Raw genomic sequence first — 13,411 nt, forward strand, 5'->3', positions numbered from 1 at the left:
CTTAGCTTGCGCACTGCCAGCGCTGTCAAATATGGCTGTCACAGGCCGGGGCTGCCTCCCGGCGGGGAAAGTGATGTCCAGCCGTCCCACGATCAAGGAAGTGTCGAAGATCGCCGGCGTGTCTTTCAAGACCGTCAGCCGGGTGCTCAACAACGAGAAGCATGTCAGCGAAGAGACGCGCCGCCGGGTCGAGGAAGTCGTGGCGCGGCTCAACTTCCGCCCGAGCCATGCCGCTCGGACGCTTGCCGGGCGCAAGTCGTTCCAGGTCGGCCTGCTCTACGACAATCCCAGCCCCTATTACATCTATCACGTGCAGACCGGCGCACAGCAGCGCTGCACAGAGCTTGGCTATCGCCTGCTGCTCCAGCCGATCGACAGCCAGTCGCCGGATCTCGTCTCGAACGTGCTCGCGCTGATCGACGAGACGCATCTCGACGGCCTGATCCTCTCGCCGCCGGTGACCGAGGCCGCGGCGCTGCTCGACGAGCTCGACCGGCGCGGGCTGCCCTATGTCCGGATCGCACCGGGCACGCGCAAGGATGCCGGCATGTCGGCATCGATGGACGATATTGCCGCCGCGCGCGAGCTGGTCGGGCATCTGATCGGGCTCGGGCATCGCCGCATCGCGATGATCCGCGGCCTAGACAGCCACGCCTCCTCGGCGGATCGCCTCGCCGGCTACAAGGCCGAGCTCGCGGCGCACGGCATCGCCTTCGATCCTGCGCTCGTCGTCGCCGCCGAGAACGACTTCGCCTCGGGCGCGGCGGCTGCGCGCGCGCTGCTGGCGCGCAAGGAGCGGCCTAGCGCGATCTTCGCCGGCAATGACGACATGGCCGCCGGCGCGCTCGCCGTCGCGCATGAGAACGACATCGACGTGCCGGGCGCGCTCTCGATCGTGGGGTTCGACGATTCGGACCTGGCGCGGGCGGTGTGGCCGCCGCTCACCACCATCCGCCAGCCGGTGCACGAACTCGCGGCCGCCGCGGCCGAGCTGATCCTGGGCGGCAATGCTTCCCAGCCGCGCGTCACGCTCGAGCATCAGCTGGTGGTGCGGGCGAGCACGGGGCCGGCCGCGCGGTAACCAAGGCCTGTCCCGTCGCCGGACAGTGGTTAACCATAGGTAACGCTGGCGGCAAAAGTTAAGAAGTCGTTAACTGCTGGCCATGCAACGCCAGCTCGTCATCGAGGGCTACGCGCCCCGCCGCCACCCGTTCCGCCGCCACGTCCGCCGCGCCGTGGCGCAGCAGCGCAAGTTGCGCGACGACAGCGACGTGAAGCTCTTCGCATTGAGCTTCACTGCCTTCTTCGTCTGCTTCTTCACGTTCATCGCCTGACGGCGGGGCGCCGCCGCCCCGCTCCGGGTTCGGCGTCAGCCGAGCCGCATCAAGGGAGCACGTCCGGCACATGCGGCGCGTCCTCGGCCTTGTAGAGCCGATTCGCGCACCAGGCCGAGGCCAGGCAGAGCACCACCACGACCAGGATGCATTCGGCCACGCCGATCCCGGGAATGTTGCTCACTCCGAAGATGCCGACCGATCCGAACACCATGAAGCCCGAATTGACGATGTTGTTCGCCGCCACGGTGCGCGCGGTCTGCGATTTCTCGACGGTGGTGGTCAGGAAGGCATAGAGCGGCACCACGAACATGCCGCCGGTGATCGCGATCGCGATCAGCAATCCCAGCACCGCCCAGCCCAGCGGCATCATCACGAACGCGGCGGTCTTGATCAGCGGCCCGTCGTGCACCGGCCAGAAGCGCGCGACGAAATAGAAGGCGATCACGAACATCATCATCGTCAGCACCGAGCGCACGGCATATTTCGCCGAGACATGGCCCTTGAGCAGCCGGTTGATGATCACCGATCCGATCGCGATGCCGACCGAGAAGATGCCCAGGAACACGCTCGCCACGTCCTTCTGGGCGTGGAACACGTTCTTGACGAGCGGCGGGAAGAGCACGCCCAGCACCGCCGCGATCGTCCAGAACACGCTGATCGAGATGATCGCGAGATAGAGGCGGCGGATGTGCATGGTGGCCGAGATCAGCCGCCACGAGGCGCGGAAGATGTTGTAGTCGATCTTCAGCGTGGTGAGCGGCGGGGCGGCGGGGATCCGCAGCGAGGCGAACCAGCCGGTCACCGCCACGCCGATCACCGCGAAGGCGGCGGCCTTTGCGCTGAGCACGCCGCCGGCGATGGTACCGCACAGGATGGCGATATAGGTGCCGGCCTCCACCATGCCGGTGCCGCCCAGCACTTCGTCTTCCTCCAGATGCTGGGGCAGGATCGCGTATTTGATCGGGCCGAAGAACGCCGAGTGGATGCCCATGCCGACGAGGGCGACCAGCATCAGCTCCAGATTCTTGAGGAAGATGCCGGAGGCGCCCACCAGCATGATCAAGACCTCGGCGGCCTTGATGATCCGCATGATCTTCGCCTTGTCGTAGGTGTCGGCGAGCTGGCCGGCGAGCGCGGAGAAGAGGAAGAAGGGCAGGATGAAGATGCCGGTGGCGATCGCGCTGAACCGGGTCTCGTCCTCGACCGAATTGAAGATCTGGTAGGTCGCGAAGAAGATCATCGCGTTCTTGAACAGATTGTCGTTGAACGCCCCGAGGAACTGGGTGACGAACAACGGCAGGAACCGGCGCTCCCGCATCAATCCGAGCGCCGCACCATGCATAGAACTACCTTCACCTCTGTGCGCGGGCTTTCCCGCTATATGAGGCGCGGGCATAGCCGAGGGAAATGCAGGGCGGCAAACGGTTATTGGGTTTCCCTCTGGTCCCCTCCCTTCCGGGGCGGGGAACCATGCGCTCACCCCCCGCAAGACTCCCGCACGATCAGATCCGTCGGCAGCCGCTCGGCGCTGGGATCGGGGGAGGGATCGAGGATGCGCGAGACCAGCTGGCGGCCGGCCTCGAACGTGTCCTGCCGGATCGTGCTGAGCGCAGGCGTGGAGAGCCGTGCGAGCAGCATGTCGTCATAGCCGACCACCGATACCTGGTTCGGCACCGACACGCCCGCCCGGCGCAGCGCGCGGATCGCGCCGAGCGCGATCAGGTCGGACGAAGCGACGATCCCCTCGAAATGGACGTGGCGCCGCAGCAGCCGGCTCACCGCCGCATCGGCCGATTCGAGCTCGAAATCGACCGGCACCACCAGCTTGGGATCCATCTCCAGCCCGGCTTCCCGGAGCGCTTCGTCGTAGCCGCGCTTGCGCTGCATCGATTCCGGATCGGTGCCGCCCAGGAACAGGATGGCCTTGCGCCCCAGCCGGGCGAGATGGGCGGTCGCGCGGCGCCCGCCGAGCTGGTTGTCCGAGCCGATCGAACAATAGAGCTGCCCGGCCATCTGCGCCCCCCATACCACGAAATTGGCATTGGATTCGGTCAGCTGGTTGAACGCGTCGTGCAGCATGGACTGGCCGAGGAAGATCACCCCGCTCGCCCGGCTGGTCGTGGTGGTGGCGACGAGGTCCGCATAGTTTGCCGGGGTGGTATGGCTCACCGTGAAGTCGCAGTCGCGCGCGCGGGCCGCCTCGCCGATGCTGGCGAGCAGCTCGAGGAAGAAGGGGTGCGAGAGCGGCAGCGGCCGGCCGCGCATGAAGGGCGTGACGATCACGATCGTCCCCTCGGCGCCCACCGGCGCCGCCGGCATATAGGGGCGGAAGGGATAGTCATGGTCGCGTGCCAGCGCCCAGATCCTCTGCTTCGTCCGCGCACTGATCAGCGGATGATCGTTGAGCGCCCGCGAGACGGTCGAGATCGATACGCCGGCCAGCTGCGCGAGATCCTGCAGCGTCGTATTGTTGTTGCTACTGCTGCCCATTGTGCCCAAGCTTGAGGAAAGCCGAATACGGCCAGTTTAGAACGGTGAGGGGGGAGCATTGCAAGCTGGCGACGCGAGCGACGCGCCGCGGGTACCGCGGCTCGGCTTGCTGCAGATCTGGAACATGTGCTTCGGCCTGCTCGGCATCCAGATCGTCTGGGGCCTGCAGAACGTCAATACCAGCCGCATCTTCCAGACCCTGGGTGCCGAGCTCGACGATCTGGCCATCCTGTGGATCGCCGGCCCCGCCACGGGGCTGCTGGTCCAGCCGATCATCGGCCATCTGAGCGATCGCACCCGCGGCCGGCTCGGCCGGCGCCGGCCCTATATCCTGGCGGGCGCGCTGTGCACTGCGCTTGCCCTGTTCCTGATGCCCAATGCGGCCAGCCTCTGGGCCGCCAGCCTGATGCTGTGGGTGCTCACTGCCTCGATCAATATCGCGATGGAGCCGTTCCGGGCGCTGGTGGCGGACCGGGTGCCCGAGAGCCAGCGCACCGCCGGCTTCGCGATGCAGGTGTTCTTCATCGGCACGGGCGCGGTGTTCGCCTCGGCCTTGCCCTGGATGCTCGTCCACTGGGCGGGGCTGAGCGGCCAGCCCGCGCCGGGCATGCTCCCGCAATCGGTGCGCATGGCCTTCTATATCGGCGGCTTCTGCCTGTTGGCGGCGGTGGGCTGGACGATCGTCACCACTCCCGAATGCCCGGCGCCGGCGCGGCCGGCCGAAGCGGCGATGCCGCCGCACGTCCTGTCGCCCGAACGCGCCGCCTCGCTGCTTCGCCACGGCATGGCCTGGATGCTCGCGGGCCTGGGCATCGCCGGCGCCGCGGCCCTCGCCGGCTGGAAGCGCGAAATCTATGTCGTCGCGGGCATCTGCTTCCTGTTCGGGCTGCTCCAGGCAGTGGTGGTCCGCCTGCGCCGGCTCGGGCGCAGCTCGATCGGCATTCTCGAGATCGTAGAGGATATCCGCTCGATGCCGCTGCTGCTCAAGCGGCTCGCCATCGTCCAGTTCTTCACCTGGTACGGCCTGTTCGCGATGTGGATCTATACCGTGCCCGCGCTGGCGCTGCGCCACTATGGCACCGCCGATCCCGCTTCGCCGGGCTATAACGCCGCCGCCGATTGGGTGGGCGTGCTCTTTGCCGGCTATAACGGCGTCGCGGCGCTGGGCGCGTTGCTGCTGCCGGGCATCGGCGAGCGGCTCGGCCGCCGCGCCACGCATGCGCTGTGCCTGGCGTTCGGCGCCGCGGGGCTGCTCGGCTTCCTGCTCGTCGCCGATCCGGTGGCGCTCTGGCTGCCGACCCTCGGCGTCGGGCTCGCCTGGGCGGCGATCCTGTCCATGCCCTATGCCATGCTTGCCGGCAGCGTGCCGCCGGGCAAGGCGGGCGTCTATATGGGCATCCACAACATGTTCCTGGTGATCCCCCAGCTCGTCGCCTCGACGATGCTCGGTCCCCTGGTCGGCCGTGCCTTTCACGGCCAGGCCGAATATGCGCTGGTCCTCGCCGCCGCCGCGCTGCTGATCGCGGCCGGCTTCGCGCTCACGCTCCCGCCCGGCGCCGATACCGGCATCCGATAACATCGCCGACGGACCGGCGTGCGGAGTTGCGCTGCTTTGCATTGCATTGCCAGTTTGTGCAAAACTTGCATTGATTGCAAGGTAAAATTGCATTGCGCGACTCGTCCATGGTCAGGTGATTCCAATCGGTTTCGGCAGGGTTTCGGAATAATATTGTTATATTATAATGCTATAGATCGGTTTCAATTTTCGAGAATTTCCCTCTTGCGGTCATGCTCAATTTACGCAAAGTTACGCAAAGAGCTTCCCGGCAGGGCCGTCGGCGTTTTCGCGCCAGCGGATCGGGTGGCTCGCGGTGGATGGTGGCGCCGTAGAGCGTCGTCGGCACGTAAGGAGGGTGTCTTGGGGGAAGCGCGGCATGGCCGGCTTGCGATCATGCGCAGCAGCGCAGGGCGTTGCCGCACGCGCATTTCCACGCACCGACAAGGGAATTGACGCGATGCCGCGGGGCGGGGGCTCCGGGGCGTCGTGCGTGCAACAGCTCCGCAAAGGAGCGACGGAGGGAGGAAAGATGAAGCAGACCACCATCTTGCGGGGCGGTGCCTCGCTTGCCGCCATGGCCCTGATGGGTCTTGCCGGCATCGCCCAGGCGCAGACCGCCCCGGCGCCGGCCCGTGCGCCCGAAGCGGCCCAGGAAGAGGACGGCTCGCCCACGATCGTCGTCGTCGGCGTCCGCAAGGCGCTCGAGACCGCGCAGACGATCAAGCGCGATTCCGACACCGTTGTCGATTCGATCACCGCGACCGACATCGGCGCCTTCCCGGACACCTCGGTGTCGGGCGCGCTCCAGCGCGTGCCGGGCATCACCACCTCGCGTCTGCAATCGACCGACGATTCGACGCACCCCTCGGGCGAGCCCACCGGCGTGCTCATCCGCGGCCTCACCTTCGTTCGCACCGAATTCAACGGGCGCGACAGCTTCTCGGCCGACAGCTATCGCGGCCTCAACTTCAACGACGTCTCGCCCGAGCTGATGGCCGGCGTCGATGCGTACAAGAACCAGACGGCGGAGATGATCGAGGGCGGCCTGGCCGGCACGGTCAACCTGCGCACCCGCCTGCCGTTCGACCAGAAGGGCCTTGTGGTCGCCGGCAATGCCAAGGCGACCTATGGTACCCGCTCGAAGGAATGGACCGGCGAGTTCTCGGGGCTGATCTCGAACACCTGGGATACCGCGATCGGCCGCTTCGGCCTGCTCGCCGATTTCGCCCGCAGCCATGTCGTCACGCGCACGGAAAGCGTGATCATGGACAAGATCGACACCTTCTGCACGACGGGCTCGACCAATGCCTCGGGCGGCGGGATCGTCAATTCCGACGGCTCGGTCGCCTGCGCCTCGAACCCGTTCGGCGGCTCGGGCTGGGCCTATATTCCGGACGGCATCCGCTATTCGCAGGTCGATTATGATCGCACCCGCCGCGGCATCTCGGCCGCGGCGCAATATGAGAACAATGCCGGCAATTTCCGGATGACCGCGCAGTACAACGACAGCGAATATCACAATGCCTGGCTCGAGCGGGCCAGCCATGTGATCTTCCAGGGCGACGCGTATGGCAAGTCGGCCTTCTATCCGCGGACCAGCTCGTTCCTCGGCGCCGCGCCGGGCACCTCGCCCTTCGTCTTCGGGGCGGATGGCATGCTCCGTTCGGGCACGCTCACCCAGGCGCATGGCAGCTGGCGCGGGAGCTGGGACAGCACCCAGGAAGCGATCAACACCGGCTCGGCCGTGCCGGGCCTGCCCTTCGTCAACAATTGCGCCGCGCCGTCGGTCTGCACCACGTTGCAGGACGGCCTCTATTTCCAGAACGAGGCACGCAACTTCGATCACCGCGAGCGGACCCAGGACCTGTCGGGCAACATCAGCTGGGATCCGACCGAGAAGCTGCACGTCAATCTCGACGTGCAGCACATCTGGGCCAACACGACCAATGACGACATCCTCGTCGCGGTCGGCTCGATGGCCAACATGCAATACGCCACGAACCGCGACGGCACTCCCCAGGTGAAGCTGCTGCCCGGCTCGAACGTCAACTACGCCACCGGCGGCCTCTCCAACCCGCACAATTACTGGATGCCGTTCATCCAGGCGCACATGGAGGACAATGACGCCAAGGAAACCGCGTTCCGCGGCGACATCGCCTATGATTTCGACGAGGGCGGCTGGCTCGATTCGCTCAAGGTCGGCGTGCGCTATGCGGATCGCAGCCAGACGGTCCGCTACTCCACCTTCAACTGGAGCCCGGTCGCGGCTTCGTGGAACTGCAACGGCCCGGGTTTCAACATCGACAATACCACGGGCGGCGCCTATCCGGCCTGCAATGCCGGCCACCCGGACTTCAAGGGCTATGGCGCGGGCATGTGGGAGTCGGTGACGCTCGGCGACGGCTTCTACAATGGCGGCGTCTACGACAATCCGGCGCTGGTCTACATGAACCGCGCCACGCTGACGGATCGCGCCCGGCTGGTGCAGGGAGTGAGCGGCGCGACCACCAATTCGCCGATGGGCTGGCAGCCGATCTGCGACCGCGCCGACGCCACGATCGAGGGCTGCTACCTTCCGTCCGAGGTGATGCACGTCAAGGAGAAGACCAAGGCCGCCTATGCGATGCTCCGCTTCGGCGGGGACGGCATGAGCATCGGCGGAGTCAATGTTCGCGGCAATATCGGCCTGCGCTTCGTGCGCACCGAGATCGCCTCGGACGGCAGCGTCGGCTATCCGCTGACCACCACCTTCAACAACTATGTTCCCTGCGGCGGCCCGCTGCCGACGGGCTGGGTGGTCAACCCGATGTGCTTCGTCACCCCGGCGGTGGCGGCGTTCGCCAGCGGCGGCGGCAGCCCCAACAGCTACAAGGCGAGCTATGACAACTGGCTGCCGAGCTTCAACCTGCGCCTCGGCCTCGACGACAAGAGCTTCGTGCGCTTCGGCTATTCGCGGGGCATGTCGCGCCCGGACTTCGGCCTGTTGCGCAACTTCGTCTCGATCCTGGGGCCGGATCTCAACGGCAGGCCGGACTCGCCCTATCTGGTGAAGAACGGGGCGGGCACGGTGACCGGCTATAATTTCGTGTTCCGCGCGGAATCGGGCTTCCCGGCGCTGAAGCCGGTCACGGCCGACCAGTTCGACCTCACCTTCGAGCATTATTTCGGCCGCAGCAGCTCGTTCACGATCGACGGCTTCTACAAGAAGCTGAACGGCACGATCTCGTACGGCGAGTTCCTGCGCAGCTTCACCAACAACGGCTCCACCCAGACGGTGCTGATGCGCGGTCCGCGCAACGGAGCCGGCGGCGGCGAGCTGAAGGGCGTCGAGGTCGCGTTCCAGACCTTCTTCGACTTCCTGCCCGGCGTGCTGAGCGGCTTCGGCACGCAGCTCAACTACACCTTTGTCGACCAGTCGGGCATCAGCAACTCGAACCTGGTGACGCAGGGCGCGCTCGATGCGGGGGGCACCGGCGGCTTCGGCGCGGGCCTGGACGTCTCCGGCGGACGCGGCGTGGTGATCGACTCGCACCAGCTGGCGGGCATCTCCAAGCATACGTTCAACGCCGTGGCGCTGTACGAGAAGGGCCCGGTGGCGATGCGTCTCGCCTATAACTGGCGCTCGCGCTTCCTGACCAACAATCTCGACTGCTGCATCGGCCTGCCGGTGTTCCAGAAGGCGGCGGGCTTCCTCGACGGGTCGCTGCGCTTCTCGCTGGCCAAATGGGTCGAATTGTCGATCGAAGGATCGAACCTGCTCGGCACCACCACGGTGTTCCAGCAGCAGATCTTCGGGGACTCGAGCGCCACGCCGAACGCCAAGCCGGTGTTCCGCGACGCGAACTGGAGCCGCGTCGACCGGCGTTTCCAGTTCGGCGCCCGGTTCAAATTCTAACTCCCCTCGGCGCCGCCGGTACCCTTCATTCCCGGCGGCGCCAGTTTTTCCATTTCACGAGCGGGTGTCATGCAGCCCAGGTCGAACCCATCCCCGGCGCCGCTGCGCGTCGTCATCGTCGGCGGCGGGACCGCGGGCTGGATGTGCGCGGCCGGCCTCGCGCGCCTGCTGCCGCCGACCGACTATGCGCTGACGCTGATCGAATCCGACGAGATCGGCACGGTCGGCGTCGGCGAAGCCACGCTGCCGCACATCCGCGAGTTCAACGCGATGCTCGGGCTCGACGAGGCCGAGTTCATGCGCGCCACCCAGGGCAGCTTCAAGCTCGGCATCGAGTTCGTCGGCTGGGACAAGCCCGGCGGCCGCTATGTCCACCCGTTCGGCAGTTTCGGCGAGCGCTGGGGCGGGATCGACTTCCAGCATCATTGGCTGCGCGCCCGGGCCGCCGGCCAGGACGTCGGCGACTGGTTCGACCATAGCTTCGCCGTGGCGATGTGTCGCGAAGGCGTGTTCGACCTGCCCGACGAGGACCTGCGTTCGATCCGCTCGACCTTCTCCTATGCCTATCACTTCGATGCCGGCCTCTATGCCGAATATCTGCGCCGCTGGGCGACCCCGCGCGGCGTGCGGCGGATCGAAGGCAAGATCGTCGACATCGCCCGCAACGCCGAAAGCGGCCTGGTCGAGAGCGTCGCGCTCCAGTCGGGCGCCGCGATCGCGGGCGACCTGTTCATCGACTGCTCGGGCTTCCGCTCGCTGCTGCTCGGCCAGAGCATGGGCGTCGCCTGGCACGACTGGAGCGCATGGCTTCCCTGCGACCGCGCCATGGCGGTGCCCTGCGCCGGCGCGGCGGGCATCACGCCCTTCACGCGCTCCACCGCCCAGGCCGGCGGCTGGACCTGGCGCATCCCGCTCCAGCATCGCACCGGCAACGGCTATGTCTTCTCGAGCAGCTTCTGTTCGGAGGAACAGGCGCGCGAGACCATCCTGGGCGCGATCGACGGCGCGCCGCTCGCCGATCCCCGGCTGCTCCGCTTCCAGGCCGGCCGCCGGGCGCGGGGCTGGGAGGGGAATGTCGTCGCGATCGGATTGTCCTCGGGCTTTCTCGAGCCGCTGGAATCGACCAGCATCTTCCTGATCCAGGCCGCGGTCACAGACCTTGCCAACCTGATGCCCCTGCCCGGCGGCGGCCCGCCCGATCCGCGCCTGGCGGCCGAGTTCAACCGGCTGTTCGCGATCCATTACGACCGCACCCGCGATTTCCTGGTGCTCCACTACACGGCGAATGCGCGCCATGGCGAACCGCTCTGGGACCATGTGCGCAACATGGCGCTGCCCGACAGCCTGGCGCACAAGATCGCGCTGTTCCGCTCGAGCGGCCGCGCGCCGGACTATAAGCTCGGCCTGTTCTCGCGCGACAGCTGGCTGGCGGTGCTGATGGGGCAGGGGATCCTGCCCGAGGCCCATGACCGGCTCGCCGATCGCGCGCCGCTCGACGAAGTCGCCGATCGCCTGGCGGAGCTCAGGGAGCGCATCGCCACCAACGCGGCGGCCTTGCCCGCGCATGCCGAGTTCATCGCCAGCTATTGCTCCGCTGCGCGCGGCACCGCGGACGACCGGGCGGTGACGGCATGAGCCGCCCCTTCACCGTGATCGTCGCCGGCCGCGACGCGCCGCTCTGGCTCGCCGCCGCCGCGCTGGCGCGCGGGCTCGCGCCCTCGGGCGTGCAGGTGGAGGCAGTGGCGCTGCCCAGCGCGCTCGCGTCGGTGGATGCCCATGCGACCTTCCCGGCGCTGGAGGCGCTGCACAACCAGCTCCGCATCGACGAGACCATGCTGCTCCGGGCCACGGGCGGCAACCTGACGCTCGGCCGGAACTTCACCGACCTTGCCGGCGCCTGGCCCGCTTTCCTCCATGCCTATGGCTCGGCCGGAACCCAGATCGGCGGGCGCGACTTCTTCGCGCATTGGGTCAAGGCGCGGGCCCATGGGCTCGGCGTGCCGCTGGACGACTTCTCGCTCACTGCCGCCGCCGCGCGCCAGGGACGGCTGATGCTGCCCGACGCGGAGAACGCGATCTATGGCCGCTGCGACTATGGCTATCACCTGCCGGCGATCCCCTATGCCCGGCTGCTGCGCGCGGCGGCGATCGGTCACGGCGCGACAGCGCATGCCGCGGAGCAGCTGACGGTCGAGCGCGCAGGCGATGCGATCGTGGCGCTCGATCTCGGCGCGGGGCGCCGCCTCGCCGCCGACCTGTTCGTCGATGCGGGCGGTGTGCTGGGCGGTGCGCATCTGAGCTGGCGCGCGCATTTCCCGGTCGACCGCGTCCTCACCGCGGCTGGTCCGCCCTTCGCGAACATCCCGGTCTATGCCGAGGATCGCGCCGGCCCCACCGGCTGGACCGCGCTCCATCCCGGCCGCCCGGCGACCTTCGTCATGCATGCCTGGTCGAGCGCGCATGCGACCAACGAGGAAGCGCTTCGGGCGGCCGGCGCGGCTGCCGGCCTGCCGCTGGCGGGGGTGCGGATCGCCGCCGTCGAGCCCGGCCGCCCCGCGCGGCCCTGGACCGGCAACTGCGTCACTCTCGGCGCGGTCTTCGATCCCGTGCATGGCCTCGACCTGCTCGGGCTCCAGGTCGGGCTGGTGCAGCTGCTCGCGGACTTTCCGGCGACCGCGCATTTCGCCGCCGAGCGCGACGAATATAACCGCGCCGCCGGCGCGGCGCTCGACCGGCTTCGCGATTTCCAATCCGCGCATTACGCGCTCGCCCGCTATGCCGGCCCCTTCTGGGACGCGGCGCGGGCGGGCACGGTCTCGCCCGATCTGGCGCATGCCGTCGCGCTGTTCCGTGCCCGGGCCGAACTCGCGCCGTTCGAGGAGGAGAATCTCCCGCCGGACAGCTGGCGTGCGCTGTTCCTCGGGCACGGCGTCGAGCCGGAAAGCTGGCCGCCCGCGATCGACCGCGTGCCGCCCGAGGAAGCGAAGGCGCAGTTCCGCCGCATGCTCGGCTTCGTGCGCGAGCAAGTGCTGCGCCAGCCGACGCAGGAGGCATATCTCGCCGGGCTCGCCGATGGCTGAGCCGCTGCGCTGCGCCGCCGGCCCCGAGCTCGGCCCGCTCGACGGCCTGCCGCGCGTTGCCGCGCGCGCCGCGCCACCCGCCGCCGATCTCGCGAGCCTGATCGAAACCGGCGAGCCGGTGGTGCTGAAGGGGGTGTGCGAGCATTGGCCCGCACGCGCCGCCGGCCGGGCCGGAGCGGGGGCGCTTGCCGCCTATCTCAAGGGCCTCGATCGCGGCGGGCCGGTGCCGGTGATGGAGGCGCCCGCGCGCACCCTGGGCAAGTTCGGCTATGGCACCGACCTGCGCGAGTTCAACTTCATCCGCCGCAGCGCCCGGCTGGGCGACGCGCTCGACCGGATCCTGCGCCTCGCAGGGGAAGAGAATGCGCCCCATGTCGCGGTCCAGATGCTGCCGCTGGCGGCGCAGATGCCCGATTTCGTCGCGCAGAACCCGATGCCGCTGCTCCCGGCGGATGTGGTTCCCCGCCTCTGGGTCGGCGGCCCGGCCCACACCCGCACGCACAATGATCGCGACCACAACCTCGCCTGCGTCCTTGCCGGGCGGCGGCGCTTCCTGCTTTTCCCGCCGGACCAGGTGGCGAACCTCTATGTCGGCCCGCTCGACAATCCGCCGCCGCTCTCGCTGGTCGATCCCGAGGCGCCCGACCTCGCCCGCTTCCCGCGCTTCGCCGATGCGCTGGCCACGGCCCGGGTGGCGTTCCTCGATCCCGGCGATGCGCTCTTCCTGCCGCGCTACTGGTGGCACCATGTCACGTCGCTGGGCCCGTTCAACGCGATGGTGAATTACTGGTGGGGCGACGATGCCCCGGGCGTGGAACAGCCGCACGACGTCTTCCTCGCCGCGTTGCTGGCCTATCGCCGGCTGCCGCCCGCCGAGCGCGGCTATTGGCGGGCGATGTTCGAAACCCATGTCTTCGCCGAGGACGGCGCGGCGCACATCCCGCCCTCGCAGCGCGGGCTGCTGGGCGAGATGCGCGCGAGCGAACGCGCCGCGCTCCGCCAGCGCCTGCGCACTGCATTCCTCAAGTCATGATCTCCCCACAGGAAAGAA

9 protein-coding genes are annotated in these 13,411 nt (G+C 68.1%); 7 read left to right on the top strand and 2 right to left on the bottom strand.

What is annotated here, in order from left to right:
* Nucleotides 1-73: 73 nt before the first annotated feature.
* Nucleotides 74-1,081, top strand: a complete 1,008-nt coding sequence (locus FHR20_RS02355; protein WP_167298046.1) for a LacI family DNA-binding transcriptional regulator — start codon at nucleotides 74-76, stop codon at nucleotides 1,079-1,081.
* An 82-nt stretch (nucleotides 1,082-1,163) separates the two neighbouring features.
* The gene (locus tag FHR20_RS02360; RefSeq protein ID WP_167298047.1) at nucleotides 1,164-1,334 is read left to right on the top strand and encodes a hypothetical protein; all 171 of its coding nucleotides are present in this window, start codon (nucleotides 1,164-1,166) and stop codon (nucleotides 1,332-1,334) included.
* A 49-nt stretch (nucleotides 1,335-1,383) separates the two neighbouring features.
* Here the strand turns inward: FHR20_RS02360 and FHR20_RS02365 are convergent, their stop codons facing one another.
* Together FHR20_RS02365 and FHR20_RS02370 are read right to left on the bottom strand one after the other, a co-directional pair.
* Nucleotides 1,384-2,655: an MFS transporter gene (locus FHR20_RS02365; RefSeq protein ID WP_425057371.1), complete on the bottom strand. Its 1,272-nt coding sequence runs from the start codon at nucleotides 2,653-2,655 to the stop codon at nucleotides 1,384-1,386.
* 158 nt (nucleotides 2,656-2,813) lie between these two features.
* Complete coding sequence (locus FHR20_RS02370; protein WP_167298049.1) at nucleotides 2,814-3,827, bottom strand: LacI family DNA-binding transcriptional regulator; 1,014 nt, start codon at nucleotides 3,825-3,827, stop codon at nucleotides 2,814-2,816.
* Between the two features lie 58 nt (nucleotides 3,828-3,885).
* Here FHR20_RS02370 and FHR20_RS02375 point away from each other — a divergent pair, with 58 nt between their 5' ends.
* The 5 genes from FHR20_RS02375 (at nucleotide 3,886) to FHR20_RS02395 (ending at nucleotide 13,393) form a co-directional block, all read left to right on the top strand.
* Nucleotides 3,886-5,403: an MFS transporter gene (locus FHR20_RS02375; RefSeq protein ID WP_243857100.1), complete on the top strand. Its 1,518-nt coding sequence runs from the start codon at nucleotides 3,886-3,888 to the stop codon at nucleotides 5,401-5,403.
* A gap of 511 nt (nucleotides 5,404-5,914) precedes the next feature.
* Entirely contained in the window at nucleotides 5,915-9,280 is a 3,366-nt protein-coding gene (locus tag FHR20_RS02380; RefSeq protein ID WP_167298050.1) for a TonB-dependent receptor, read from the top strand.
* A 69-nt stretch (nucleotides 9,281-9,349) separates the two neighbouring features.
* On the top strand, nucleotides 9,350-10,915 hold the full coding sequence (locus FHR20_RS02385; RefSeq protein ID WP_167298051.1) for a tryptophan halogenase family protein: 1,566 nt from the start codon (nucleotides 9,350-9,352) through the stop codon (nucleotides 10,913-10,915).
* Nucleotides 10,912-12,360 carry a tryptophan 7-halogenase gene (locus FHR20_RS02390; protein ID WP_167298052.1) on the top strand — a complete coding sequence of 483 codons (1,449 nt, stop codon included), beginning with the start codon at nucleotides 10,912-10,914 and terminating at the stop codon, nucleotides 12,358-12,360. Before FHR20_RS02385 ends, FHR20_RS02390 begins: the two co-directional genes overlap by 4 nt.
* Nucleotides 12,353-13,393, top strand: a complete 1,041-nt coding sequence (locus FHR20_RS02395) for a cupin-like domain-containing protein (protein WP_167298053.1) — start codon at nucleotides 12,353-12,355, stop codon at nucleotides 13,391-13,393. Before FHR20_RS02390 ends, FHR20_RS02395 begins: the two co-directional genes overlap by 8 nt.
* Nucleotides 13,394-13,411 lie beyond the last annotated feature (18 nt).

The sequence above is a fragment of the Sphingomonas leidyi genome (assembly GCF_011761945.1).
GTDB classification, from domain to species: Bacteria; Pseudomonadota; Alphaproteobacteria; order Sphingomonadales; family Sphingomonadaceae; genus Sphingomonas; species Sphingomonas leidyi.

Bases quoted from the DNA above. Each gene is read 5' to 3' on its own strand.
- FHR20_RS02355 (WP_167298046.1), top strand. From the start codon at position 74: ATGTCCAGCCGTCCCACGATCAAGGAAGTGTCGAAGATCGCCGGCGTG.
- FHR20_RS02360 (WP_167298047.1), top strand. From the start codon at position 1,164: ATGCAACGCCAGCTCGTCATCGAGGGCTACGCGCCCCGCCGCCACCCG.
- FHR20_RS02365 (WP_425057371.1), bottom strand. From the start codon at position 2,655: ATGCGGGAGCGCCGGTTCCTGCCGTTGTTCGTCACCCAGTTCCTCGGG.
- FHR20_RS02370 (WP_167298049.1), bottom strand. From the start codon at position 3,827: ATGGGCAGCAGTAGCAACAACAATACGACGCTGCAGGATCTCGCGCAG.
- FHR20_RS02380 (WP_167298050.1), top strand. From the start codon at position 5,915: ATGAAGCAGACCACCATCTTGCGGGGCGGTGCCTCGCTTGCCGCCATG.
- FHR20_RS02385 (WP_167298051.1), top strand. From the start codon at position 9,350: ATGCAGCCCAGGTCGAACCCATCCCCGGCGCCGCTGCGCGTCGTCATC.
- FHR20_RS02390 (WP_167298052.1), top strand. From the start codon at position 10,912: ATGAGCCGCCCCTTCACCGTGATCGTCGCCGGCCGCGACGCGCCGCTC.
- FHR20_RS02395 (WP_167298053.1), top strand. From the start codon at position 12,353: ATGGCTGAGCCGCTGCGCTGCGCCGCCGGCCCCGAGCTCGGCCCGCTC.